This window comes from Luteitalea sp. (assembly GCF_044337415.1).
Taxonomy (GTDB): Bacteria; Acidobacteriota; Vicinamibacteria; order Vicinamibacterales; family Vicinamibacteraceae; genus Luteitalea.
Genome location: NZ_JBIINP010000002.1, coordinates 33,294 through 55,891, shown reverse-complemented (window position 1 = coordinate 55,891; position 22,598 = coordinate 33,294). Strand labels below are relative to the sequence as shown.

Sequence of the window (22,598 nt, the reverse complement as noted above, 5' to 3'; positions counted from 1 at the left end):
GCGGGACGGCCGGGGCCTGTCCCGAGCAGGGTTACTCGGCGACCGGGTGGACGCTGATGAAGCGCCCGCGGGCGCCGTGGTCCTCGAACTTGACCACGCCCGTCACCTTGGCAAACAGCGTGTCGTCCTTGCCGAGGCCGACGTTGCTGCCCGCATTGAAACGACGCCCGCGCTGGCGCACGAGAATCGACCCGCCGCTCACGAGATTGCCGTCGTGCTGCTTCACGCCCAGCCGCTGCGCGTTGCTGTCGCGCCCATTGCGCGAACTGCCTTGCCCTTTTTTTGTAGCCATGACGTACGCCCCTGCTAGACGAGGATGTCCTTGACCTGGATGCGCGTGTAGGTCGCACGATGCCCCTTGGTCCGGCGCATCCCCTTGCGACGCTTCTTCTTGAACACGCGAATCTTCGGGCCGCGCGACTCGCCGGCCACCGTACCCACGACGCGGGCACCCGCGACGAACGGGGCGCCGACGAGCACGTCGCCGCCGTCCTTCCCGACGAGCAGCACCTGCTCGACGGTGACTTCCTGGCCGGCCTCGACGTCGACGCGGTCGACGGTGACGATCTCGCCGGGGGTGACCTTCACCTGGCGGCCGCCGCTTTGAATGATGGCAAACACGGTCGTTGCTCCTGCGTGCTACTGCTACGGTGTCCGAGGTCCGGACCCGGCAAAGACGACGAGCATAGCACAGGCCGTTCTGGAAAAGAAATGCCGGGAATGCCGCGATGCCGGGAATGACGAACGCGGCGTGCCGACCTGGACGGTCGGCACCTAACCTTCCAACCTCGAATAGGGGCTTTCCAACCCCGAATGCGTTTCCAACCCGGAACGGACTCACCCCGGGTCGGCCGCCTCTAAGTGCCTACCCTACCCGATACCCGATACCCGATACCCGGGCTACCTGAGCATGATCCGCGAGCCGCGGACGCGCGTCGTGCTCAGCGTATTCAGGAACGACGGCAACACCGCGTCCATCTGCTCGAAGAACGAGGACAGGGCGGGCACGTTCTGCTGGCTCGGGTAGAGCCGTTCCTCGCGGTAGCTCTCCTGGTACAGGACCGCCCCACTCCGGCCATCGATGAACACCAGCTTCGGCCGCAGGATGTAGCCCTTGCGCTCCATGTACACGCGCGTCGGCATCACCGTCCGCCGCCCGAACTGGTCGTACACCTCGCGCTCCTGCGTGACGATGCCGGAGGCCTGGTGGGGACGGAAGATGACGGTGCCGGTGACGATGAGGGGCTGCTGGAATTCCTCGCCGATCTTCTTCCAGTAGGCGGCGTTGGCAAACAGCGGCTCGTACGGTTCCAGGTCCTTCTCGTCGAGGATCTTCTCGGGGAAGGCCATCGCGGTCGGCGCATCGGCCGGGGGCGGGACGCCCGGGGTGGACGGGCCCTTGGCCTGGTCGCGCGCCACCTGCTGGAGCGGCAGCGGATCGGCTTCGATCACGCGCAGCTTGCTCTTGGTCCGCAGCTGGCTGCGCAGCAGGCGCACCGTCTCCATGTTGGCGTCCACGTCCTCGGCGCCGCCCGAGACGAAGCCCACGACGTGGATGCGCGAGAACGGCGTCACGTCGAGCTTGGCCTGAATCGGGGTGTCGATCGGCACCTCGTAGACAGACGTGCAGCCGACGCCCGTGGCCAGCACCGCGCCCGCGAGCGCGAGGCTAGCTGCCCGAAGTGCCCGAGTTCCTCTTGGCGCGGTCATTGATTTCCTTGAACAGATCGTAGTTCTGCTGGATGGAGAGGTTCTGGGGCTCGAGCTCCAGCGCCTTCTCGTAGGCCTTGCCCGCCCGGTCGAACTTGCCGAGCTGCTCGAACGCGATGCCGAGGTTGTTGAAGGCCGCGGCATACGTCGGGTCGATCTCGGTCGCGCGTTCCCAGCGGAAGACCGCTTCCTGCCAGAGCCCCTTCTGGGCGACCGTGATGCCGAACTCCACCTGGGCCTTGGCCTGCTCGCGCGCGCGGTCCTCGGCATGCGCCACGCCCGACGCGCCCAGCACGACGGCCAGCGCGAGCATCCACGAACGAGTCTTGGTCATGGGAGTGGTTGCCACTATACACCTCCGCTGCGACGGACCAGATCGCAGTTCCTGCCACCTCGGTGCACGTCCTCTCAATTGACGCGCCAGCCCGTGTTTCAGCCGTCATGGCGACCGACTTGCAAGGGCGGCAGGCGTGCCCGCCCTCGATTCGATCGCGCTCGGCCTTGCGGCCGGGAGTCACCCCGCCCGCGTCGCCCGCGCGCTCAAGGACGCCGCCGGCCTCTGGCCCGACCTGCCCCTGGCCGACAGCCTGGAGGCGGCCGGCCTGCACGGACCGGGCGCCGTGGCCCACTGGCGCGCCGAGGCCGGGCGCATGGTCGACCGGTGTCGTGCCCTCGGCTATGGGTGCCTCTGGCCCACCCACGCCGACTACCCGACCGCCCTGGGGAGCCTCGTCGATCCTCCCCTGCTCCTGTGGACGCGCGGCGATGCGTCCACGCTTCATGGTTCGGTCGTGGCCGTCGTGGGATCGAGACACGCCACAGCCTCGGGCCGCGAGGTGGCGGGGCGATTGGCCGCCGACCTGGCCGCCGCCGGGGCCATCGTCGCCAGTGGCTTCGCCCAGGGGATCGATGCGGCCGCCCATCGTGGCGCCCTCACCACCGGGCGCTCGGCCGCCGTGCTGGGGTGCGGCCTGGACCAGCCGTATCCGCGGGACCACGGCCCCCTCGGCGACCAGATGGCCCGGTGCGGCGTGCTGGTGAGCGAGTTCCCGCCAGGGACGCCGCCGCTGGCCCACCACTTTCCCCTGCGCAACCGCGTGCTGGCCGGCCTGGCCGCCGGGGTGGTCGTCGTGCAGGCGGCGATGCGGAGCGGGTCGCTCATCACCGCCCGGCTGGCCCTGGAGCAGGGCCGCGAGGTGATGGCCGTGCCCGGCGACGTGCGCACCGGGGCACACGCAGGTGCGCACGCCCTGATCCGCGACGGTGCCCGCCTTGTGGAGACGGCCGCGGACGTGCTCGACCAGCTGGGCTGGCAGGTCCTGCGCGTGCCGGCCGCCAGCGCTTCGGGCGCCACGGACGGGTCCGAGGCGCCTCGGGACGAGGCGTCCCTGCCTGCCGTCCTCGCGCGCGAGGCGGGCGCGACACTCGACGATCTCATGGCCCACACAGGCAGAAACTCCGCGGATTTATTGGGAGAGTTGCTCGATCTCGAGCTGGCGGGCCTGGTGGTGCGCGATGCCGCCGGACGATTCTTGCCCCCGGAACGGAAGTGGTAACGTAAAGTTCGCACGCCAATGTCCAAGCCCCTCGTCATCGTCGAAAGTCCCGCCAAGGCCAAGACCCTCGCCCGGTTCCTGGGTAACCAGTTCCGCGTCGAGGCGAGCGTGGGGCATGTGCGCGACCTCCCGGAAAACGCCAGCGAGGTCCCCGAATCCATCAAGAAGGAGAGCTGGGGACGCATGGGGGTGGACGTGGATCACGGCTTCAAGCCGTACTACGTCGTGTCGTCGGACCGGAAGGGGCGGATCCGGGAGCTGAAGGCGGCCGTGGCCGATGCCCCGGAAGTGCTGCTGGCCACCGACCCTGACCGCGAAGGCGAGTCGATCAGCTGGCACCTGCGCGAGGTGCTGAAGCCCAAGGTGCCGGTCAAGCGCATCGTCTTCCACGAGATCACCGAGGAAGCCGTCCGGGATGCCATCGCGCATGCCCGCGAGATCGATATCAAGCTCGTCGACGCCCAGGAGAGCCGCCGCATCCTCGACCGCCTGTACGGCTACATGCTGTCGCCGGTGCTCTGGAAGAAGGTGCAGACGGGCCTGAGTGCCGGCCGCGTGCAGAGCGTCGCCGTCCGCCTCATCGTCGAGCGCGAGGAAGAGCGCCGGGCGTTCCGCCGGAGCACCTACTGGGACCTCGACGCCCGGGTGAAGGCCGGCGACACGCAGTTCACGGCGGGCCTGGTGCGCGTGGGCCAGGAGCGGGTGGCCTCGGGCAAGGACTTCGACCCGAACACCGGGGCGCTGATCGGCAAGAACGTCCGCCTGCTCGACGAGGCGGCTGCCCGCGCCATGCGCGAGGCGCTGGCGCAGCGCGTCCCCTGGACGGTGAGCAGCGTCGAGGAGAAGCCGACCACCCAGCGGCCGTCGGCGCCGTTCACCACGTCGACGCTGCAGCAGGAGGCCAACCGCAAGCTCGGGTTCTCCGCCGACCGCACGATGAGCGCCGCGCAGCGCCTGTTCCAGGACGGCGTCATCTCCTATCACCGTACCGACTCGACCACGCTCAGCGACAAGGCGCTGCGCGAGGCGGCCCGCGCCATCAAGGGCATGTACGGCGACGCCTTCTACGGCGGCCCGCGCCAGTACCAGACCAAGGTCAAGAACGCGCAGGAAGCGCACGAGGCGATCCGCCCGACCGACTTCGAGCAGACGCCGCAGTCGCTCTCGCTGCCGCCCGATGAAGCGCGCCTGTACGACCTGATCTGGAAGCGCACCGTCGCGTCGCAGATGGCCGAGGCGCAGCTGCTGCGCACGACCCTCGAGATCACCGCCACCGGGGCCGACGGCACGCCGCACGTGTTCAGCGCGACCGGCAAGGCGATCAAGTTCGCCGGCTTCCTGCGGGCGTACGTGGAGGGCAGCGACGACCCGGCCAGCGAACTCGGCGACCAGGAGACCATCCTGCCCAAGCTCGCCGTCGGCGACCGCGTCGTGGCGCCTGGCCAGGGGCCCGTCACGCTGATGGGGCTCGACCCCAAGGCGCACGAGACGGTGCCGCCGCCGCGCTACACCGACGCCTCGCTCGTGAAGCGGCTCGAGGAAGACGGCATCGGTCGCCCGTCGACCTACGCGTCGATCATCCAGACGATCGAGCGCCGCGGCTACGTGTGGCGCCAGGGCAAGGCGCTGGTGCCGAGCTACACGGCCTTCGCGGTCACGCACCTGCTGAAGGAGCACTTCGGGCAGCTCGTCGAGCTCGGATTCACGGGCCGGGTCGAGGAGGATCTCGACCAGGTCTCCAACGGCGAGCTCGACCGCACGGCGTTCCTCGAGCAGTTCTACAACGGGCAGGAGGGCTGGCCCGGGCTGCGTCACCTCGTGACCAACGAGGACCGCATCGACTACCCGGTCATCGACATCGGCAGCGATCCGGCCAGCGCGCAGAAGGTCGTCGTCCGCATCGGCCGCTACGGCGCCTACGTGCAGATGGGCGACGCCAATGCGTCGATCCCGGACGATGTGGCGCCGGCCGACTTCACGCTCGAACAGGCGCTCACGCTGCTGCGCGAGAAGACGCAGGGGCCGCAGTCGCTCGGCGCCGATCCGAAGTCGGGACTGCCCGTGTACGTGCTCAACGGCCGTTTCGGCCCGTACGTTCAGCTGGGCGAGGTGCCGGAGAAGGGCAGCAAGGAGAAGCCGCGTCGCGCGTCGCTCACCAAGAACGACCGCCCCGACACGATGACGCTCGCGCGGGCGCTCGAGCTGCTGTCGTTGCCGCGGCTGGTGGGCCACGACGCCGAGACCGGGCAGGACATCATCGCCAACTTCGGCCGCTTCGGGCCGTACGTGAAGCGAGGCGACGAGTTCCGCTCGATCGGCGCCGACAGCGACGTCTTCACGGTCACGCTCGATCAGGCCATCGCGCTGTTCAAGCAGGAGAAGAAGAGCGGTCGCGGCCGCACCGCCACGCGCACGGTGCTGCGCGAGGTGGGCCTGCATCCGGCCTCGCAGGCCAAGGTGGAGATCCTCGAGGGGCGGTACGGCCCGTACGTCACCGACGGCACGACCAACGCGTCGGTGCCCAAGGACGTGGCGGTGGAGAGCCTCACGCTCGAGGAGGCCGTGGGGTTGTTGAAGGCGCGCGAGGGCGCTCCCACGAAGAAGGGCCGCGGACGCGCCCCGGCCAAGCGCACGGCGGCAGCCGCCGGCGCGCGCAAGCGCGTCGCGAAGCGCTCGGCCTAGATCGGGACCGGCGGGGTCGGCTGCCCCTCGTCCCCAATCGTCAACGGCAGCATCAAGGAACGACACGCACGTGATGGTCACCATCATCGGCGGCGGCCTCGCGGGCAGCGAGGCCGCGTGGCAGGTCGCGTCGCGCGGCATCCGCGTGCGGGTGCACGAGATGCGACCCGTGCGCCCGACCGAGGTGCACCAGTCGGACGGCCTGGCCGAACTCGTGTGCAGCAACAGCTTCCGCGGCGACAAGCTCGACAACGCCGTCGGCCTGCTCAAGCACGAGATGCGGACGCTGGGCTCGCTGATCATGCGGTGCGCCGAGGCGACCCGCGTGCCCGCGGGCGCGGCGCTGGCCGTCGATCGCGTGCTGTTCTCGAAGGCGGTCACCGAGGCCATCACCGCGCATCCGCTGATCGAGGTCGTGCGTGGGGAGGTGCCCGCGATCCCGGATCCGGCCGCGACGGGCGGTCCCGTGATCATCGCCACGGGTCCACTCACGTCCGACGCCCTCTCGCAGGACATCGTCCGCCTGGTCGGCGCCGACCACCTGTCGTTCTACGACGCCATCAGCCCTATCGTCCTCGCCGAGTCCATCGACATGTCGGTCGTGTACCGCGGCTCCCGCTGGGGTCGCAGCCTGCGCGGCGACGGTTCCGGGATGGGGTCATCGACTGGGGAGGTAGGGCCGGCTGTCCCAGCCCGGCCGGATCTCCTCGCAGGCAGCCCGCCGCCCGTAGCCTGCAGCCCCGACGGCCCCGCCTGCGGTGTGGACGATGGCGAGGGGGACTACCTGAATTGCCCGATGACCGAGGAGGAGTACCGCGCGTTCTACGCGGCGCTCACCACGGCCGAATCGGCGACGGTGCACGACTTCGACAAGGCGCAGTTCTTCGAGGGCTGCCTGCCCATCGAGGTGATGGCGCATCGCGGTCCCGACACGCTCCGGTTCGGCCCGATGAAGCCGGTGGGCCTGCCCCACCCGCGCACCGGGCGCATCCCGTTCGCCGTGGTGCAACTCCGTCAGGACACGCTCGCCGGCGACCACTTCAGCCTCGTCGGGTTCCAGACGCAGCTCAAGTGGGGAGAGCAGGCGCGTGTGCTGCGGATGATTCCCGGGCTCGCGCAGGCAGAGTTCGTCCGCTTCGGGATGGTGCACCGCAACACGTACATCAACGGCCCGACGGTGTTGCAGCCGACATGGCAGGTGCGCGGGCGCGACGACCTGTTCTTCGCCGGGCAGGTGTCCGGTGTCGAGGGGTATGTCGAATCGGCGGCCTCCGGACTGCTGGCCGGCATCAACGCCGCCCGCGTCGCGCTCGGGCAGCCCTGCCTGCAGGCGCCGCGCGAGACCGCCATGGGCGCGCTGGCCTACTACGTGTCGCACGCCGAGGCGAAGTACTACCAGCCATCCAACATCACGTTCGGCATCATGCCGCCGCTGGCCCAGCCTCCCCGTGGCGGGCGCGGCCGACGGCACGGCGGGCCGGGCAAGAAGGAACTCCGCAACAAGGCCCTGTCCGAACGGGCGCTTGCGGCCCTCGACGGCTGGCTGGGCGAGATCGAGCCCGTCGGCGTCGGCGCGTGAAGCGCGGCCTGGCTGCGGCGCCACGCCGACGGCAGGCGCCCGCCGCGCGCGAGGTCGAGGCGTCGTCGCCGCTGCGCGACGCCATCCGCGCCTTCGGCGATCACCTGGCGCTCAACCGCAACGCCTCCGAGCACACGGTCCGGAACTACGAGGCCGACCTCGTGCAGTTCCTGTACTTCCTGGGTGCCTTCACCAGCAGGCCGCGGCACGCGCTCACGCCGGCTGATGTCACGCCCGAGGCCATCCACGGCTTCCTCGGCGAACTGCACGCGCGCGGCAACAGCCGATCGACCGCGGCCCGCCGCATCTCCACGCTCCGCAGCTTCGCGCGCTACCTGCGGCGCGAGGGCGTGCGCGACGACGACCCGGCGGCGCTGATCGGGAGCCCGCGTCGCGAGCAGCGCGTGCCCCAGGTGCTCTCGGTCGACGAGGTCACCGCGCTCATCGAGTCGCCCGACACGACCACGCCGCTCGGCCGCCGCGATCGCGCGATCCTCGAGCTGTTCTACGCCTCGGGGCTGCGGCTGTCGGAACTGGTGGGACTCGACGTGGAAGACGTCAACCTCTCGGCGCGGATGGTGCGGGTGATGGGCAAGGGCCGCAAGGAGCGGCTCGTGCCCTGCCACCAGAAGGCCGCCGACGCGGTGCGGGCCTGGCTGAGGGATCGCGGCCCGCTCGTGGCGCAGGCGGCTGCCGACGCGGGCGAGATCCGTGGCCCGCGGCGCGGCGCCCCTGACGATCCCCTGTTCGTGAACTACCGCGGCGGCCGCCTCACGCCCCGCAGCGTGCATCGCCTGGTCACGCGGTACGTGTCGCTGTGCACCACGCGGTACGGCATCAGCCCTCACGCGTTACGCCACTCGTTCGCCACGCACCTGCTCGAGCGCGGCGCCGACCTGCGCGCCATCCAGGAACTGCTCGGGCACGTCGAGTTGACGACCACGCAGCGGTACACCCAGGTCGACGTGCAGCACCTGCTGGCGGTCTACCGCGCGGCACACCCGAAGGCGAAGGGTAACGCGTAGCGAGTAACGCTTGACGCTTGATGCTGTCATGCCTCATGCGTCATGCCTCATGTCCTCAGCCGCCCCTTACCCGCCACCCGTCCGAAGGCAGCGGAGCGACGCACAGAAGTCAGTGCGACGAGGAACTTTGTTTCCGCTGGTTGGCGTGCGGACGGTCACTTGTGCCGAAATGCTCGTGTTTCGAGCGAGTCGACCCATTTCGTGCCTATGGCAATGAAGTTGCACTCGTAGTCTGGCGTCGCGCGTGGCGTGCGACCGAGCTCCCCAGCTCGAGACCCATGAACGCCATTGTCGTCCGCTCGCTCGTCGTTGCTGTCCTGTTCATTGCCCCCTCTGCCTTCGCGGCACCCATCCTGACGATCACCGAGTTGTCAGGCGCCACCCAGGCCGCGCGCCTGGCCTCCAAGGCGACGACGTTGAGCGGGTACGGTCCCCACACCATCCTCGAGGACTTCGAGGGCTTCACGGCGTCGGCCAACCCGGTCCATGGCGCGACGAGCCTGGTCACCGGTGCCGGGACCTTCAGCGTCGGGGCCGGGTTCTCCAACGGCACCGGAGGCGCGTGCATCAAGGATGCGGGGGCGTGCAAGGAACTCCACGTGCTCAACGCGGCCACGACGCCGTTCAACGGCCGGTTCAGCACCACGCCGGGGCTGGCGCCCCGCGCCGGTAACTGGCTCGATTCCAACGACATCAACCGCATGCGCCTCGACCTCACCCAGCCGCGGTCGACGCTGTTCTTCTTCCTGAGCGACGTCAGCGACCAGGGCGGCACGTTGACACTCCGCGCGTTCGACGGCGCGTGGACGCAGCAGACCGTGGTGCCGACCCAGGCCAGTGGCGACCTGTTCTTCGTGACGCTCTCGTCCACGACGGGCATCACCGCTCTGGAGTGGAACAACAACCGCACGGGCGACGGCTGGGGCATCGACGACATCGGGACTGCCGGCCACGTGCCGGAGCCGACCACCCTGGTTCTGCTGGGCGCGGGCCTGACCGGAGTCGCCCGCCGTCTCCGTCGTCGTCGCTAGGGACTGACTGCCGACCGCCGACTGCCGACTGCCGACTTCTGTTCTACGCGACCATCGGCGTCATGCCTCATGCAAAGGCTCATGGGCAGGGCTCGAGGCTCAGCGAGTCTTCTGAGCTCTGAGCCGCCGTACCCGGCACCCGGCACCCGGCACCCGGCACCCGGCACCCGGCACCCGGCACCCGGTACCCGGTACCCGGTACCCGGTACCCGATACCTGGCTACATGACCATCGGCGTGCCCAGGGCGGGGCGACGGCTGCGCGGGAAGTCGATGCCGAGGGTCTTGATCTTGTAGTTCATGACGCGCGGGCTGATCGAGAGCAGTTCCGCCGCGTCCTTCTGTACCCAGTTGGCCATCTTGAGGGCCTCGACCACCGCCTGGCGCTCGATCTCCTCGAGCGGGATGCCCTGGGGCGGGATCTTGACGACGCTGTGGGTGGCGTCGTGCGCCTCGGTGGTGCTGGTGCCGCCGAGGCGCAGGTCCTCGGCGGTGAGGAGCCGGTCCTCGGACAGCAGGGCCGCGCGTTCGATGGTGTTCTCGAGCTCCCGGATGTTGCCGGGCCAGTTGTACCGCATCAGGAGCTTGAGGGCTTCCGGCGTCACGCCCTCGATCCGCTTCTTCAGCTCGACGGCAAAGCGCTTGATGAAGAAGTTGGCCAGGGCCGGGATGTCGTCCTTGCGCTCACGCACCGGCGGCATCTCGATCTGCACGACGTTGAGCCGGTAGTACAGGTCCTCGCGGAAGCCGCCCTGCTCGACCATCGCCGCCAGGTTGCGGTTGGTCGCGGCGATGAGCCGGACGTCGACGCGGATGGTGCGGGTGCCGCCGAGGCGCTCGAACTCGTGCTCCTGCAGCACGCGCAGGATCTTGGCCTGCGTGTTGGCGCTCATGTCGCCGATCTCGTCGAGGAACAGCGTGCCGCCGTCGGCCTGCTCGAAGCGGCCGATCCGCTGCTTGTCGGCGCCGGTGAAGGCGCCGCGTTCGTGCCCGAAGAGCTCGGACTCCAGCAGGTTCTCCTGCAGCGCCGCGCAGTTCACCTTGACGAAGTTGCGCGCCGAGCGCAGCGAGTTGTGGTTGATGGCGCCGGCGATCAGCTCCTTGCCGGTGCCGGTCTCGCCGTTGATCAGCACGGTGGTGTTGCTCTTGGCGACCTTCTTCACCACGTCGAGCACGCGCTGCAACGCGCCGCTGGCGCCGATGATGTTGTCGAACTGGTAGATGCCGCCCTGCTCGTGGCGGAGGTAGTCGACCTCGTTGCGCAGGCGCCGGTGCTCGAGCGCCTTGTCGATCTTGACCTCCATCTCCTCGATCTCGAACGGCTTGGGCACGTAGTCGAAGGCGCCGATCTTCATCGCCTCGACGGCCGTGTGTACCGAGCCGAGCGCGGTCATCAGGATGACGGCGGTCTGCGGCTGCAGCGCCTTGGCGGTGCGCAGCACGTCGAGCCCGTCGCTGCCGCCCATCTTCAGGTCGCTGAGTACGACGTCGAAGTTGGTCTCGTGCAGGCGCTCGATGGCGACATTGCCGTTGTTGGCCTCCGTGAGCTCGTGGCCGGCCTCGGTGAGGGCGCGGGCGAGGGCGCGGCGGAGCGAGTCGTGGTCGTCGGCGACGAGGATGCGGCCCATGATGGTTCCAGGTAGTTTGAAAGTCGAACGTACAAGTGCTCGGTTACACCAACAGCGCCGTCACCGCGGCCTTGGTCCGCCCGGGGCGCCGTTGTCGCTGTGCTGGAACGGCGGGTGCTCGATCGCCGGTGCCAGGGGCAACAACAGACGGAAGCAGGTGCCGCTGCCGTTCGGGCCCGGCTCCACCTCGATGCGTCCCTCGTGCGCGTCCATGACCTTGCGTACGATCGCCAGCCCGAGGCCGGACCCGCGCGGCTTGGTCGTGAAGAACGGGCTGAAGATCCGCTCCCGCATCGACTCGGGAATCCCCGGCCCATCGTCGAGCACGGTGATCTCGACGCCTGGCCCGGGCGGATGATCCGGCGTCGACGGGATGGGGAGGCGGTCCAGTGCCGTGGCCTGGATGATGAGCCGTCCCTGCCCGTCGAGGGCTTCGAGCGCATTGGTCAGCAGGTTGGTGAAGACCTGCCGCAACTGGTGACCGTCGCCCTGCACCGGCGGCAGGTCCTCGGCGACGTCCACCGAGATCGCCACGTGCCCGCGTGTGACGAGGCTGTCGGCCATGTGCAGCGAGTCCTGCACCATCCCGGCCAGCGACACGTCCTCGACCTGCAGGCGAACCGGCCGGACGAAGTCCAGCACCTCGAGCACGATCGCGTTGGCCATCTTGGCCTCGCCGATGATGTCGGCCAGCATCGACTGCGCCTCGGGGTTGTCCGACATCCGCCGCTTCAGCAGGCCCGCCATCACCTCGATGCCGGCCAGCGGGTTCTTGACCTCGTGCGCGATGGCCGCCGCCATCTCGCCAAGAGCGGCCAGCCGGTCCCGCAGGCGTTCCCGCTCCTCGAGCTGCTCCACCCGCGTCAGGTCGCGGAAGAACAACGCTGCACCCGACACGATGCCCAGGTCGTCGCGGACCAGCGAGAGCGTGAACCCGATCGACCGCCCGGTGCGCGCCAGCTTGACCTCCGCCCGGTTGGGCAGCGGGTCGCTCCCGAAGGCGCCCTCGAGGACCCGCACCATCTCGGGGACGTCGGCCAGCACGGCCGAGATGGCCCGACCCACGTCTGCCGACCCCGGAAGCATGTCGAGCGAGGCATAGGCGGCGTCGTTGATGGCCACCAGGGTGCCGTCGCGGCGGATCACGATCACGCCGTTGCGCATGCCCGAGATCAGGTCCCGGTAGAACCGTTCAGGCACGAGATCGACCTGCGCGTGCCCGACGGCCGACTGGGGCGAGCCGGCGCCTTCGAGAACGAGTGACGATTTCGGTTGGTGTGCCCGCATGCTCACGCTCGGCAGATTACATTCAATGTGCGTGCCGGTTACAGTTTGGCGCGCGGCCTGGAAATTCTTGGCCCTTTTCGATGGCGTATTCGCGCATTCGGATAGGGCGATCCGGCGATTCTTGTAATCCACTGACGAGAATCGGCACGACAGGGTTGTAGGTACAGTTCCGGGTGCCGGGTACCGGGTACCGGGTACGAGTCCGGGCATGGGAGCGGCCGCACCTCGTCCGTCCAGGCAGGGCACGGGCTGGAGGCGACAGGCTGCCTGAAGCCCGTGGCCTGTGGCCGGCTGAAGCGGAGCGCGCTATTCCGCCTGAGGCGGGGCGGCCTCGAGCAGGGCTTCCCACTCGGCCATGCGGTCGCCGACTTCCCACATGAGGGCCTGGTGCCGGTCGATCACCGGCTTGGAGGCCGCCGCATCGTCGTAGAAGCCGGGCTTGCCCATCGTGTCCTCGAGGGCCTTGATCTCGCGCTCGCACTCGGCGATGCGGCTCTCGACCCTCGCGACCCGCTCCTGGTGGGCCTCCCAGGCGCGCCGGACGCGGCGCTGCTCGGCTTCGAGGCGCTTGCGTTCCTCGCGGTCGACGACCGGTGCGGCGGCGGCCTTGGCGGCGACGGGGGCGGGCGCCACGGCCGTTGCCCCACGCGCCGGGGCGGTTGCGCCCGTGCCGGAGGGCGTGGCAGGGGCTGCCTGGCGAGCCGTGGGCGCCGGTTTCGGGGCAGGCGGGGGGGCCGACGCGGCAGCGTCGCGCTGGGCCTGGCTCCAGCGGAACTCCTCGTAGGTGCCGGGGTAGACCAGCGCGCCCCCGTGGCCCACCGCGATGATCTTCGTCGCCAGCCGGTCCACGAAGTACCGGTCGTGCGACACGAGGATGAGGGTGCCGGTGAAGCTCTCGAGCGCCTCGAGCAGCACGTCCTTCGAGTCGAGGTCGAGGTGGTTGGTCGGCTCGTCGAGCAGGAGCAGGTTGGCGGGCCGCAGCAGCATGCGCGCGACCGCCAGTCGGGTGCGTTCTCCGCCCGACAGCACGCCGGCCTTCTTGTACACATCGTCGCCGGCGAACAGGAACCCGCCGAGGATGTTGCGGATGGCCGGCACCATGTTCACCGGCGACCCATCGGCGAGGGTCTCGTACACGGTCCGCGTCGGCTCGAGCCGGTTGGCCTCGTCCTGCGCGAAGTACTGGGTCACGACCTGGTGCCCCTCGGTCCGCGTCCCCGCGTCGGGCGCCTCGGCCCCCGAGAGCATGCGCATCAGCGTCGACTTGCCTGCACCGTTGGGGCCGACCAGCGCCACGCGATCGCCGCGCTCGATGAGCAGTGACAGGTCCTTGAAGATGACCTTCTCGTCGTAGCGCTTCGCGACGTGCGACAACTCGAGCACGGTGCGCCCGCTCTTGGAGCACTCCGGGAACGTGAAGTGCACCTTCTTGCGTTCCGGCGGTACGTCGATGGGCACCACCTTCTCGAGGGCCTTGATCCGGCTCTGCACCTGGGCCGCCTTGGTGGCCTGGTAGCGGAACCGGTCGACGAACATCTTGATCCGGGCCACCTCCTCGTCCTGCTCGCGCTTCATCGTGCGCAACCGCTCCATGCGTGCCTCGTGCTCACGCAGGTAGTAGGAGTAGTTGCCGTGGTAGTCGGTGATGGTCCGCAGGCTCAGGTCGGCGATGCGCGTGACGACCGCGTCGAGGAAGAAGCGGTCGTGCGAGGTGAGCATGACCGCGCCGGGGTACTCGTGGAGGTACTCCTCCAGCCAGTTGCGGGCGTCCAGGTCGAGGTGATTGGTCGGCTCGTCGAGCAGCAGCAGCCCGGGGCGTTGCAGCAGGAGCTTGGCGAGCGCGATGCGCATCTGCCAGCCGCCCGAGAAGGTCTCGGTCGGCTTGTCCATGTCGGCATCCTCGAAGCCCAGGCCGTGCAGCACCGTGGCCACGCGGAGGTCCATGGTGTAGCCGTCGAGGCGCCGGAACTCCTCCTGGCCCTCGCTGTACCGCACCAGCACGGCCTCGTGCACGGCGTCGTCGAGCGAGGTGTCGGCCAGTTGCTCTTCGAGGTGGTGCAGCTCTTCCTTCAGCGCGAGCAGCGGCCCGAACGCCTGGCGGGCCTCCTCGACGAGGGTGCGCCCGCCGTACTCGAGGCCATCCTGCGGGAGGTAGCCGATGGTCAGGTCGGCCGGGGTCACGACCTGGCCCGTGTCCGGCTCGTCGAGACGGGCGAGGATCTTGAGGAGCGTGGTCTTGCCGGCGCCGTTCGGGCCGCACAGTCCCACCCGGTCCCGCGCGTTCAGCTGCCACGTGACGTCGTCGAGCAGCACCCGATCCGCGAAGGCTTTCCTGAGTCCGACCAACTGCAGCATCGCGTGTGATCGTACCGCCTCTTCGCGGCCGGTCGCCCGTATCGCCGCCATTCGAAACGCGTCCCGCTCTTTCGTGCGCCGTAAGCCCGAGCCCGGCGTCTGCCCCGGTGAGGGCGCCGCCGTCGTCGCGCGGAGGAGTCGCTGCCGCGCTCCGGCCCGGAAAACGGCTGCAAGTGTGGCAATTCCGCGAAAGAGTGTGACGGGGGACGTTCCAGCCGCGGTTTTGGCCGTCGGCTTGCACCCATCGCCGGGCAGGAGCGTGCCAATGTCTGTTTCTGTCCTCACCGGAGACCAGCTCCGACACCTCGAGGTGTCCGAGCCGACCATTTCAGCCCCCGTGCGTCAGAAGAACAGGACACGGGGAGGCGATGACCCGAGCCCTGCCGCGACGATGACCAGCGACGAGGAACTCGTCACCCGCTCGGCGGGCGGCGACATGGAGAGCTTCAACCAGCTCGTGGTTCGCTGGGAGCGGCCGATCTATGCCTTGGCGTACCGCGTGATCGGTCGCGAAGAAGAGGCGCGCGACCTGGTGCAGGAGGCCTTCCTCCGCGCCTATCGCTCGCTTGGCGGGTTCCGGGGCGACGCCAAGTTCTCGTCCTGGCTGTACCGCATCACCCTGAACCTCTGCCGCGACTGGATTCGCCGGCAGAAGCGGGCGCCCTTCGTGGAGACCCCCGAGGGTGTGGATGTCATCGAGTTGGCCGGCGAGCATGGACCGGTCGAGTCGGTGGAGGACCTCGTGGCGCGCCGTGACCTGGGCGCTGCGGTGAACCGGGCGATGGCTTCGCTGAGCGACGATCAGCGCAAGGCCATCATCCTCAAGGAATACCAGGGGCTCACGTTCCAGGAGATCGCCGATCTGCTGGATTGCCCCTTGAGCACGGTGAAGACCCGCCTGTACCAGGGGCTGGTCGTGCTCCGGCGAGAGCTGGAGCGGCAGGGCATCACGGCCGACGCCCTGCCGGATTCACGACCAGGAACTGGCGCCGAGGCGCGTCGACGCTGATGGCGACGTAGATGAGCGATGTGACGCACTGTCCCGACCCCGAAACCCTGCTCGTCCTGCTGTATGACGACGAGGGGACGTCCGCCGAGCGGACGACCCTCCAGGCCCACGTGGATCGGTGCCCCCGGTGCGCCGCCCTCATCACGAGCCTCGATACCACGAGGGGCGCGCTTGGCGCCTGGCACGCTCCACGCCTCCCCCTCGGGTTCGCGCTCGTCCGCACGCCGCCGCCCTCGCGCCTCCAGCGCGTGGCCTGGACCGGCGGCCTCGCCGCCGCCGCCGTGCTCGTCCTGGCTGCGGCCGCCTCCTTGGCGCGCCTCGACATCACCTACAACCAGCAGGGTCTGCGGATCACGACCGGTGGTGGCGCCAGCGCCGCCCCGTTGGCGGCGACTGCGGCCCCGGCCACCCCGCCTGTGGCGTCGCCCGTCCCCGTGCCGGCGCGTCCGGCGTCCGGTGGCGCGCCTCCGGCCTCGGCCTGGCTGAATGCGGCGGCCAATGGCGAGCCGCCGTGGCGGGCCGACCTCGACCTGCTGGCCACACAGATCCGCGCCGACATGACGCGCCTCGTCCAGGACGCGCGGTCGTCCACCCAATCGCTCGCGTTGCGCGCGGCCGCCGAGCCGCCGCCGGCCGGGCCGGTGCGTCCCGAACTGGCCCAGGCGGAGTTGCTGAAGCGGTTCCAGGACATGCTCGACCAGAGCGAGGTGCGCCAGCAGCAGAACCTCGCCCTGCGCGTCACCGAACTCGGTCGCCAGTTCGAGCTGCAGCGCCAGAACGACATCGTCCAGGTGGAGCAGGCCTTCCAGCGACTCGAGCAACAGCGCAACGAATTGCTGCGTCGGGTGACCTCGACACAGCCACGGCCCTGATCCGGGCGTCTTTACTCCCGTGTCAGTCGTGCCACGTCGTTCGCTGCGACGGGTCCGGGGCCCTCGCGGCCCCGTGCTCGTCCTCATGGCCCTCCTCACGGCCCTGCCCGTGGTGGCCTCTGCCGCCGAGCTGCAGTCGCCCGCCCCCGAGGCCCGTGCCGTCCCCCCGTCCAGCCCGTCCGTGCAGCCACGGCCCGACGGCGGGCGAGGCGCCGCCCTCACGGCGCGGTACCACGTCCGTCAGATGGAGCACGTGCTGGAGCGGGCCATCGAGCACGCTGCCGATCTGATGCGGCGTCGGCTCGCCTCCGCCACGGTCACCCCCGACGTGCTCGCCCTCGCCGGAGCCCCGCGGGCGCAGGGGTTCCGGATTGACGGATACGGATTGTTCTTCTCGGTCGAGGTGCCGCGCCTGAGCGAGTCGGTGAACTGGGCGCTGCGCGTGCTCAGCCAGGACCGCGACGAGCGCGTGCTCGCGTCGCTCCAGAAGCTGGCCGCGGCTGAACAGGATCCGGCCGTGCGTGCCGATCTCGAGCGCGCCATGCGCACGGTGCAGCTGCAACTGGTGGCCGTTCCGCGCCCGAGCGCTGGCGCGAGGCCGTCGGCCGCTCCCGGCCTCCCGTCGGCCACGCGCGCGTCTACCGATACCGGGGCCACGCCCATCGCATCGGCCGCCGAGGACGAGGCGGTACAACCCCTGCCCGACCCGAGCGCCGTCTACGAGGCCGAAGTGAAGCAGGCGCTCGTGGACGCGATGCTCGACTACGCCGGTTCGCTGCCGCTCGTGAGCACCGAGTGGGTCACCGTGGCGGCGCGCGACGCCGGCTATGTCGCGTTTCCGGATGCCGTCTCCGACATGGTCACCGTCACCCTCAGCGTGCGCGTGTCGGACCTGACCGAGTTCCGGGCCCAGCGGCTCACCCGCGACGAGGCGCGCGCCCGCGTCGTCGTCCGGGAGTTCTGATCAGCCATCCCGGCGGGCGAGAGGCTAGAATGCCGACCATGCGTCGTGGGTCTCGCCGCCAGTTCCTGTTGATTCCCGTTCTCCTGCTTGCTGCGGCCTGTGCCGGCGTCCCGACCGTCGAGGAGGCGCTCGAGGTGCAGGAACTCCAGACGGGCTACGACGATGGAGGCGTGGAGGCGGGGCAGAACCGGTTGCTGCCGACCGTGTCGTTCAAGCTCCGCAACAAGGACGCACGGTCCATCAACAGCGTGCAGGTCAACGCGGTCTTCCGCGTCGTCGAGGATCCCGAGGAACTCGGGTCGCAGTCGGTGTGGGCGATCGACTACAAGGGCCTGCCTGGCGGCCAGACCGTGGGGCCGTTCGTGATGCGCTCGCGCTTCGGCTACTCCGGCGAGCAGGCACGCGTGGACATGTTCCAGCACGAGGGCTTCAAGGACGTGGTCGTGCAGGTGTTTGCCAAGCAGGGCGGCAACCAGTGGGTCAAGCTCACCGAGCAGGTGATCGAACGGCAGCTGCTGGCGATCGCGCCGTCGCCCGCGAAGGCCGCCCAGTGAGCCGAGTCCCGGCGTCTTCGTCGCCCACGGCCGCGCCGCCTCCGCCCCAGCAGCTCGAGCGTCGACTCTCGGCGTACGACGCGGCTGCGGTGGTGGTGTCCAACGTCATCGGCAGCGGCATCCTGTTCATGCCGGCGATCGTGGCCGGCATGGTGGCCCACCCGGGCGCGATGCTCGGCGCCTGGCTCGCCGGCGGCGTCCTCGCGTTCGCGGGCGCCATGGCGTACGCCGAACTGGCGGCGTTGCGGCCACGGTCGGGAGGCGAGTACGTCTACCTGCGCGAAGCCTTCGGCCCGCTGGCGGCGTTCCTCACCGGCTGGGCCTCCTTCGTCGCTGGTTTCTCGGGCGCCATCGCCGCGACCTCCATGGGGCTCGTCGGCCTGCTGGATCGGTTCTTTCCTGGCGTCGCCAACGCCACGCCGTGGGTCAGCGTGCCCCTGGGCGTGGTGTCGCTGAGCCTCTCGCCGCAGCAACTGCTCGCGATCACCATCATCGTCTCGCTGTCGGTCGTGCACGGCCTCGGCCTGGGCCCGGGGCGTGTCGTCCAGAACGCGCTCGCACTGATCAAGGTGCTGGCGCTCGTCGTCTTCGTGGCTGCCGGCCTCTCGATTGGTCAGGGATCGGTGCAGCACTTCTCGCCGGCCGCTGACGCGTCGTGGACCGTCTCGGGCCTGCTGCTGGCGCTGATCCCGGTGATGTTCAGCTACTCGGGATGGAACGCCGCCGCCTACATCGCCGAGGAAGTGAAGGACCCGGGGCGGAACGTGCCCAAGGCGCTGGCGATGGGCACCATCGCCGTGGTGGTGCTGTTCGTGGCGATGAACGTCGTGTACCTGTATGCACTCGACGTGAGGGCCATGGCCGCCGTCGAGGTGCGCGTCGTCGACGCCGCGGCCGACGTGCTCTTCGGCAAGGGCGCCGCGACGATGCTCGTGGTCGTCGGGATCTTCATCGCGCTGGGCACGATCAGCGCCAACGTCTTCGCCGGGCCGCGGGTGTACTACGCAATGGCGCGCGACGGGTTCTTCCTGCCCGCGGCCGCGCGCGTCAATCCGCGGACGCAGACGCCGCTGGCGGCGATCGTCGCCCAGGCCGTGTGGACCGTGCTGCTCGTCCTCACCGGGACCTTTGCGCAGCTGGTGAACTACACCGGGTTCACGGTCGTGCTGTTTGCCGGCGTGGCCGTGCTCGCCCTGTTCGTGCTGCGCCGCCGCGAGCCCGATGCGCCGCGTCCCTTCAAGGCCCTGGGCTATCCCGTGGCTCCTGCGCTCTTCGTGGTGGCCAGCGCGGCGATGGTGGTCAATGCGATCTGGCGTGAGCCGCTGCCGTCGCTGGCCGGCGTCGCCATCCTGGCCGCGGGCGTGCCGGTCTACTACCTGTTCCAGCGTTCGCGCTAGGCGCCCCGAGTATTGCCCGAGGGCGCGCGGAGCAGCGTGGTTGCGACCAGCGCGGCGATGCCGAGGTCGAGGACTGCGCCGATCCACAACTGAGCGATGCCGCTCGACACGGCCGTGCTGCCCCACAGCACTCCGGCGGCGATCTTGATGGCGACCCCGAACACCCACAGGTAGGGGCGGCGGCCCTCGGCGGGTATCAGCCACGCTCCGAGTCCGCTGCCGACGAGGAACGCGGCCAGCGATCCGCCCAGCACACGTGCCGCCGTGGAGCCGAGGCCATCGGCGCCCGGCATCAACTGCGGCAGGGCGAATGTGACGAGGGCCCCTGCAACGACGTTGCAGAGGCCCAGGAGATGCACCAGGAGTCGTGGCGGCATGCTACATCCGGGTACCGGGTACCGGGTACCGGGTACCGGGTACGGGGTACGGGGTACGGGGTGCCGGGTACCGGGTACGGGGTACGGGGTGCCGGGAGGCGCCGACATCTCGCCTCCCGGTCCGCTCACTGCTTCTTCAGCGACGTCTTGTACGTGGTCGTCTCGCCGGCGACGATCGTCACGGTGAACGTGGCCGTTTCGTAGCCGGGGGCGCGCAACTCGATGCGGTGCGTGCCCTGCGTGATCTTCAGCTTCTGGGTGGCGCCGTCGAAGTCGTCGACGCGTCCTGCGTAGAAGCCGTCCACATAGACCGTCGCGTCGCGCGGGTCCGCCTTCAACCGCACGCCGCCGGTCGGCCCGGTCGGGTCGAGCGGATTGGCCTGATCGGGCCCCTGACCGCTGTCGGCCGGGATGTACGAACTGCCGCCCATGCCGCCGCCCCCGAAACCGCCCCCGACGCCGCCGCCGCCCCAGAACGGGTCGGCATACGGGTAGCCACCGCCGCCCCAGCCGAAGCCCATGCCGCTCCACATCCAGGGATCCCAGAAATAGCCGAGGCCAAGGCCCCCGAATCCCCACGGATAGAAGTACCAGTCGTCCGGGCCCCAGTAGATCGGACCCGAGATGATCGGCGGGAGCGTCGCGACCGAGCCTCGGGGCACGCCATAGCCCGTGACCGGGGCGCCGTTGCGCGGCCGCGAGTAGCCCGTGGCCGAACCGCCGCCGCCACCGTAGACCGGGCCGCTGCCATTGCCACCCCGGTTGGTACGACTGCCACCGGAACCGCCCGAGGGGCGCGCGGGCTCACTCGGGCGCGAGGACACCGACCCACCACCGCCCCAGGGAGAGCTGCCGCCGTCGCGGGGCACGGCGACGCTGCCCGTGCTCGAACCACCGGATCTGCCGGAGGAACCGCCCGAGTCGCCGCCTGGGCTGCGCGGGCGCTGGGCTTCGAGCGAGGGCGTGCCCGCCAGGACGAAGGCCGCAAGCAGGGCGCTGGTGATGACTGTTCTCTTCATGGTGCACTCCGGACGTCTGTCCGTCGTGTGATTTTGCAACAACCCTGCCATGCCTGATGGCGTCACCGGCGGGGCTCGCCTCTTGCTGCACGCTCGACTGTCCTCGTGGAGCGGCACCGGCCGTCGCCCGGACAGGACGGTCGCCGCGCGGGGTAGGATAGGGAGCCCGTGAGTGTCGCGCGTCCGCTCCTTACCGTCGTCCTGCTCGCCAGTATGCTCCCGATCGCCGCGGCGTGTGGGAAGAAGGGGCCGCCATTGGCGCCGCTCCGGCCGGCGCCCGCGCTCATCTCCGACGTGGGCGCCTCGCGCCTGGGCGACACCGTCGCCGTGCAGTTCACCGTCCCCACCGGCAACGCAGATAGCAGCCGTCCGGCCGACCTGGCCTACGTGGATGTGTATGCCGCCACCGGCAAGGCCGAGGGGCCGCTGGGGCGTCCGCTGACCACGCGCGAGATCGAGACGCTCCTTACGAAGGTCGGGCGCGTCGAGGTGCAGCCGCCTCCGCCGCCCGAGGCAGAAGAGGTCCAGCCCACGCCCGGTGCCGCGCCGGCTACCGTCGATCCGCGTCCCGTGCAGGGGCAGGTGGTGCGTGTCGAGGAGACACTCACCGACGCCATCCGGACGACGGTGTTCGAGCACCCGGATGCCGCAAGGATCGCCAAGGTCCGTGCCGCCGTGGGCGACGAGGTCGACGAGGCCCCGGTGCCGTCCACCGACGGGACCGGCCGGACGTTGCTCTGGCCGCAGCCCTCGACGGCAGCGGCCCGCAGCTACATCACCATTCCGTACTCGACGCGAGGCACGGCGGGCCCGCCCTCGGCGCCGTTCCCGGTGCCCATGACCGCCGCCCCGCCCGCCCCACCCGCCCCTTCGGCGACCCACGACGCGTCTTCCGTGACCGTCACGTGGGCGACGCCCCCGGGCGTGCAGTTGCCGCTGCAACCGACGGTCACCGCCGAGCAGTACAAGGAGGCGCTGTCGGCCAAGAAGGACGATGCGCTGCTGCCCGCGCGTCCGCTGGTCACGTACGGGACGCCGCACACCTACCGCGTGTACGAGGTCGCCGCCCCGGGAGCGACCGCTCCGGTGCCGGTTGCAGCGATCAACACCGCGCCGCTCGAGACGGGCCGCTTCACCGACGACCGCATCGCGTTCGGGACCGCCCGCTGCTATGCCGTGCGCACCGTGGCGCAGCAGGGCAAGGTCACGATCGAGAGCCCGCTCTCGCCGCCGGCGTGCATCACGGCCATCGACACCTATCCGCCTCCGGCGCCGACCGGCCTGGTGGCGGTCGGCAGTGGCGGGGGCGTGTCGTTGATCTGGGAACCGGTCACGGCGCCCGATCTTGCGGGCTACCTCGTGTTGCGCGGCGTCGAGGGCGAGGCCCTCAAGCCGGTCAACGCCTCGCCGGTGACCGAGTCGACGTACCGCGACACGACGGCCGAGCCGGGGGTGGTGTACATCTATGCCGTGGTGGCGGTGGACAAGGCCACGCCGGCCAATGCGAGCCCCGAGAGCAACCGGGTCCGCGAGAGTGCCAGGTAGCCTGCCGCC

20 protein-coding genes are annotated in these 22,598 nt (G+C 70.0%); 11 read left to right on the top strand and 9 right to left on the bottom strand.

The annotated features are described in order from the left end of the window. Positions 1-31: 31 nt before the first annotated feature. From rpmA to ACIRDX_RS00600, 4 genes are all read right to left on the bottom strand, one after another. Complete coding sequence (gene rpmA / locus ACIRDX_RS00615; RefSeq protein ID WP_396623455.1) at positions 32-292, bottom strand: 50S ribosomal protein L27; 261 nt, start codon at positions 290-292, stop codon at positions 32-34. Positions 293-306: 14 nt separating this feature from the next. After that, positions 307-621 (bottom strand): 50S ribosomal protein L21, encoded by a 315-nt coding sequence (gene rplU, locus ACIRDX_RS00610; protein WP_239490013.1) that lies wholly within the window; start codon positions 619-621, stop codon positions 307-309. A gap of 279 nt (positions 622-900) precedes the next feature. Next, the gene (locus ACIRDX_RS00605) at positions 901-1,650 is read right to left on the bottom strand and encodes a hypothetical protein (protein ID WP_396623454.1); all 750 of its coding nucleotides are present in this window, start codon (positions 1,648-1,650) and stop codon (positions 901-903) included. 19 nt (positions 1,651-1,669) lie between these two features. Continuing rightward, the gene (locus tag ACIRDX_RS00600; RefSeq protein ID WP_396623453.1) at positions 1,670-2,044 is read right to left on the bottom strand and encodes a tetratricopeptide repeat protein; all 375 of its coding nucleotides are present in this window, start codon (positions 2,042-2,044) and stop codon (positions 1,670-1,672) included. Between the two features lie 136 nt (positions 2,045-2,180). Here ACIRDX_RS00600 and dprA point away from each other — a divergent pair, with 136 nt between their 5' ends. From dprA to ACIRDX_RS00575, 5 genes are all read left to right on the top strand, one after another. Then, positions 2,181-3,266, top strand: a complete 1,086-nt coding sequence (gene dprA, locus ACIRDX_RS00595; protein ID WP_396623452.1) for a DNA-processing protein DprA — start codon at positions 2,181-2,183, stop codon at positions 3,264-3,266. An 18-nt stretch (positions 3,267-3,284) separates the two neighbouring features. Further along, positions 3,285-5,948 carry a type I DNA topoisomerase gene (gene topA / locus ACIRDX_RS00590; RefSeq protein ID WP_396623451.1) on the top strand — a complete coding sequence of 888 codons (2,664 nt, stop codon included), beginning with the start codon at positions 3,285-3,287 and terminating at the stop codon, positions 5,946-5,948. A 73-nt stretch (positions 5,949-6,021) separates the two neighbouring features. After that, entirely contained in the window at positions 6,022-7,527 is a 1,506-nt protein-coding gene (trmFO, locus tag ACIRDX_RS00585) for a methylenetetrahydrofolate--tRNA-(uracil(54)-C(5))-methyltransferase (FADH(2)-oxidizing) TrmFO (protein WP_396623450.1), read from the top strand. Next, complete coding sequence (locus ACIRDX_RS00580) at positions 7,524-8,552, top strand: tyrosine recombinase XerC (RefSeq protein WP_396623449.1); 1,029 nt, start codon at positions 7,524-7,526, stop codon at positions 8,550-8,552. The genes trmFO and ACIRDX_RS00580 overlap by 4 nt, the downstream gene beginning before the upstream one ends. A 278-nt stretch (positions 8,553-8,830) precedes the next feature. Then, a complete protein-coding gene (locus ACIRDX_RS00575; protein ID WP_396623448.1) occupies positions 8,831-9,583 on the top strand; it encodes a PEP-CTERM sorting domain-containing protein in 753 nt (250 codons plus the stop codon). A gap of 220 nt (positions 9,584-9,803) precedes the next feature. Here the strand turns inward: ACIRDX_RS00575 and ACIRDX_RS00570 are convergent, their stop codons facing one another. From ACIRDX_RS00570 to ACIRDX_RS00560, 3 genes are all read right to left on the bottom strand, one after another. Then, positions 9,804-11,210, bottom strand: a complete 1,407-nt coding sequence (locus ACIRDX_RS00570; RefSeq protein WP_396623447.1) for a sigma-54-dependent transcriptional regulator — start codon at positions 11,208-11,210, stop codon at positions 9,804-9,806. A 60-nt stretch (positions 11,211-11,270) separates the two neighbouring features. After that, positions 11,271-12,410, bottom strand: a complete 1,140-nt coding sequence (locus tag ACIRDX_RS00565) for a nitrogen regulation protein NR(II) (protein WP_396623446.1) — start codon at positions 12,408-12,410, stop codon at positions 11,271-11,273. A 393-nt stretch (positions 12,411-12,803) separates the two neighbouring features. Further along, positions 12,804-14,852, bottom strand: coding sequence for an ABC-F family ATP-binding cassette domain-containing protein (locus tag ACIRDX_RS00560; protein ID WP_396623445.1), 2,049 nt, complete (start codon positions 14,850-14,852; stop codon positions 12,804-12,806). A gap of 265 nt (positions 14,853-15,117) precedes the next feature. Here ACIRDX_RS00560 and ACIRDX_RS00555 point away from each other — a divergent pair, with 265 nt between their 5' ends. From ACIRDX_RS00555 to ACIRDX_RS00535, 5 genes are all read left to right on the top strand, one after another. Then, positions 15,118-15,861 carry an RNA polymerase sigma factor gene (locus tag ACIRDX_RS00555; protein WP_396623444.1) on the top strand — a complete coding sequence of 248 codons (744 nt, stop codon included), beginning with the start codon at positions 15,118-15,120 and terminating at the stop codon, positions 15,859-15,861. Positions 15,862-15,872: 11 nt separating this feature from the next. Next, the gene (locus ACIRDX_RS00550; protein WP_396623443.1) at positions 15,873-16,733 is read left to right on the top strand and encodes an anti-sigma factor family protein; all 861 of its coding nucleotides are present in this window, start codon (positions 15,873-15,875) and stop codon (positions 16,731-16,733) included. A gap of 85 nt (positions 16,734-16,818) precedes the next feature. After that, positions 16,819-17,697, top strand: coding sequence for a hypothetical protein (locus tag ACIRDX_RS00545; protein WP_396623442.1), 879 nt, complete (start codon positions 16,819-16,821; stop codon positions 17,695-17,697). Between the two features lie 38 nt (positions 17,698-17,735). Beyond that, on the top strand, positions 17,736-18,251 hold the full coding sequence (locus tag ACIRDX_RS00540) for a hypothetical protein (RefSeq protein ID WP_396623441.1): 516 nt from the start codon (positions 17,736-17,738) through the stop codon (positions 18,249-18,251). Further along, positions 18,248-19,648, top strand: coding sequence for an amino acid permease (locus ACIRDX_RS00535; RefSeq protein WP_396623440.1), 1,401 nt, complete (start codon positions 18,248-18,250; stop codon positions 19,646-19,648). Before ACIRDX_RS00540 ends, ACIRDX_RS00535 begins: the two co-directional genes overlap by 4 nt. Here ACIRDX_RS00535 and ACIRDX_RS00530 read toward each other — a convergent pair. Both ACIRDX_RS00530 and ACIRDX_RS00525 read right to left on the bottom strand, forming a co-directional pair. Beyond that, entirely contained in the window at positions 19,645-20,025 is a 381-nt protein-coding gene (locus ACIRDX_RS00530; RefSeq protein WP_396623439.1) for a hypothetical protein, read from the bottom strand. The two genes, ACIRDX_RS00535 and ACIRDX_RS00530, sit on opposite strands and share 4 nt — an antisense overlap. A gap of 125 nt (positions 20,026-20,150) precedes the next feature. Then, the gene (locus ACIRDX_RS00525) at positions 20,151-21,044 is read right to left on the bottom strand and encodes a PEGA domain-containing protein (RefSeq protein ID WP_396623438.1); all 894 of its coding nucleotides are present in this window, start codon (positions 21,042-21,044) and stop codon (positions 20,151-20,153) included. Between the two features lie 168 nt (positions 21,045-21,212). Here ACIRDX_RS00525 and ACIRDX_RS00520 point away from each other — a divergent pair, with 168 nt between their 5' ends. Next, on the top strand, positions 21,213-22,589 hold the full coding sequence (locus ACIRDX_RS00520; protein WP_396623437.1) for a hypothetical protein: 1,377 nt from the start codon (positions 21,213-21,215) through the stop codon (positions 22,587-22,589). Positions 22,590-22,598 lie beyond the last annotated feature (9 nt).

What these genes read in the sequence shown, in the direction of transcription:
- rpmA (WP_396623455.1), bottom strand. Translation starts at nt 292, where the DNA reads ATGGCTACAAAAAAAGGGCAAGGCAGTTCGCGCAATGGGCGCGACAGC.
- ACIRDX_RS00600 (WP_396623453.1), bottom strand. Translation starts at nt 2,044, where the DNA reads ATGACCAAGACTCGTTCGTGGATGCTCGCGCTGGCCGTCGTGCTGGGC.
- topA (WP_396623451.1), top strand. Translation starts at nt 3,285, where the DNA reads ATGTCCAAGCCCCTCGTCATCGTCGAAAGTCCCGCCAAGGCCAAGACC.
- trmFO (WP_396623450.1), top strand. Translation starts at nt 6,022, where the DNA reads ATGGTCACCATCATCGGCGGCGGCCTCGCGGGCAGCGAGGCCGCGTGG.
- ACIRDX_RS00575 (WP_396623448.1), top strand. Translation starts at nt 8,831, where the DNA reads ATGAACGCCATTGTCGTCCGCTCGCTCGTCGTTGCTGTCCTGTTCATT.
- ACIRDX_RS00570 (WP_396623447.1), bottom strand. Translation starts at nt 11,210, where the DNA reads ATGGGCCGCATCCTCGTCGCCGACGACCACGACTCGCTCCGCCGCGCC.
- ACIRDX_RS00560 (WP_396623445.1), bottom strand. Translation starts at nt 14,852, where the DNA reads ATGCTGCAGTTGGTCGGACTCAGGAAAGCCTTCGCGGATCGGGTGCTG.
- ACIRDX_RS00555 (WP_396623444.1), top strand. Translation starts at nt 15,118, where the DNA reads ATGTCTGTTTCTGTCCTCACCGGAGACCAGCTCCGACACCTCGAGGTG.
- ACIRDX_RS00550 (WP_396623443.1), top strand. Translation starts at nt 15,873, where the DNA reads ATGAGCGATGTGACGCACTGTCCCGACCCCGAAACCCTGCTCGTCCTG.
- ACIRDX_RS00545 (WP_396623442.1), top strand. Translation starts at nt 16,819, where the DNA reads ATGGCCCTCCTCACGGCCCTGCCCGTGGTGGCCTCTGCCGCCGAGCTG.
- ACIRDX_RS00540 (WP_396623441.1), top strand. Translation starts at nt 17,736, where the DNA reads ATGCGTCGTGGGTCTCGCCGCCAGTTCCTGTTGATTCCCGTTCTCCTG.
- ACIRDX_RS00530 (WP_396623439.1), bottom strand. Translation starts at nt 20,025, where the DNA reads ATGCCGCCACGACTCCTGGTGCATCTCCTGGGCCTCTGCAACGTCGTT.
- ACIRDX_RS00525 (WP_396623438.1), bottom strand. Translation starts at nt 21,044, where the DNA reads ATGAAGAGAACAGTCATCACCAGCGCCCTGCTTGCGGCCTTCGTCCTG.